The sequence below is a fragment of the Azospira sp. genome (genome assembly GCF_030247495.1).
GTDB lineage: Bacteria > Pseudomonadota > Gammaproteobacteria > Burkholderiales > Rhodocyclaceae > Azospira > Azospira oryzae.
The window spans coordinates 1-1,862 of record NZ_JAOTRW010000016.1; the positions used below are offsets into that span (position 1 = coordinate 1).

Annotated in this window: 1 protein-coding gene; it reads left to right on the forward strand. The window is 39.7% G+C overall.

The window, feature by feature from the left end; translation table 11 throughout:
- The first annotated feature begins 121 nt into the window (after positions 1-121).
- Complete coding sequence (locus OEL49_RS17300) at positions 122-1,804, forward strand: IS1634 family transposase (protein ID WP_287875955.1); 1,683 nt, start codon at positions 122-124, stop codon at positions 1,802-1,804.
- The last annotated feature ends 58 nt before the right edge of the window (positions 1,805-1,862 follow it).

Here is a 1,862-nt window from a genome sequence, read left to right on the forward strand (position 1 = left end):
AACGCATAGTCCGCTGAATTAAGAAAGAGAAATGAAAAGTTTAAAATTACCATATATTTCAAAAAGGAATTTTGAAACTAACGTCGAATTCTTCTATAATTGATTGTTTAGAAGGGATTTGATGTTGATGGACAATTCAAATCGAAAAATAATACCTTATCGAAATGGAAAAGCAGGTCTCATAGCCGGATTATGCCAAGCGGTTGGCGTAGATCGGATCTTTAATGAACTCTTGACACCGGAGGTTGGTAGACCGCCTGAAATCGCCTATGGTGATTTAGCGCAGATGTTTTTAATGTCAATGGCGGATGATCACCATCCACTTAGCCGCTTGTTGGAATACCTAGAGACTCTTGATTTAGAAGCATTGATCAAGTGTAAAGTAGATATTGACCAACTTAACGATGATCGATTCGGTGGCTTTCTTGATCTGATGCATCAAGCTGGTGGTTCCGAAATTCTCTCAAGAGTTGCAGTAAGTGCGTTCAATCACTATGGCATTCTGTTGAAAAGTGTAAACTATGATACGACTTCAAAAATTATGTGGGGAGAGTATCAGACACAGGATGGTGTCGTTGGTACTATAGATATTACATTTGGCCACTCTAAACAACACCGACCAGACAAAAGGCAAATGATACTGTCCATGGGCACAACTCAAGGAATCTGCGTGGATGGCGGCATTCACTCCGGTAATCAAAGTGACAAAACCTATAATGTTGAAAATCTTGATCGTGCAGTTGAAGTAAAAGCGCGCTTTAAAACAGATGATGAAAGTCCATTTTTCTATATTGCTGACAGTGCTTCATTTACCGTGGCTTTTTTAGAAAAAGCCAAGCTGGCTAAAATGGATGTTATTACACGTATGCCGGACAATATTAACGAATGCAAACGCGTCATTGAAAAAGCCCTTGATGTGTTAGAAACTCTTCCAACCTACGTTTTCCCTTCGTCGACTTCCCCAACTGTATATCAGGTTATGTCAGACCAATGTATCTACGAAGGCATCCCGTTAAGCTTAGGTGTCTGTTACTCTCAAAAACTTGAAAGTACGAAGTTCAAACTGATACATAAGAAAGTTTTAAAGGAACGCGATACGTTAGAAGCACAGATCAAACTACTTAAAAAGCGGCCATTTGCTTGCATTGAAGATGCAAATCTTGAAATTGAAAAGCTCAATAAGACTGTGCTTAAAAAAGCAATGTATCACTCTGTAGATTTTCAAATCTCAGAACAGAACATTAAGCGCCCAGGCCGACCAAGTAAAGATCCCGCTTTGAATTGCACGCGCACCGAATATACCATCCATTCAGTGATTGAAGTGGATCAAGCTGCTATAGATAGAGCGATTCAACGTGAGTGTATATTTGTCGTGGCTTCTACAGTGGTTACGATGAGTGGAATTGAGATTCTTCGAGAGTATAAAAGTCAGAGCGCAGTCGAAAGAAAATTTCAATTTTTGAAGTCCCCACAGTTTGTTAATGCCCTTTATGTGGATTCCCCAAGACGCGCTGAATCATTGGGATATCTAATGTTGATTCTCATATTACTCTTAAGCGTTGGCGAACATGTCGTACGTAGAGAAATGGAAAAGGAATCAGCGAGCATTGTAGGCCCAGGTAAGAAAATCCTTACAAGGCCCTCTTTGATTGCAATTTTTCGGATCTTCTATTCGGTCCAAACGATAGCGACGTATGAAAAAGGGGTGATTACGCGAGAATTTACTGAGGAACTTCGACCAAATGTGAAGGAAGTTATGCGTTATTTAGGATTACCAGAGGAGATTTTCATACGTAACAGTTGAAAATATTTCCACATATTTACTACTGGTGCAATGCAATTATTTCAGCGGACTATGCGTT

Excerpts from the sequence above, each read along its gene's own strand:
- OEL49_RS17300 (WP_287875955.1), top strand. The coding sequence starts at position 122 with ATGTTGATGGACAATTCAAATCGAAAAATAATACCTTATCGAAATGGA.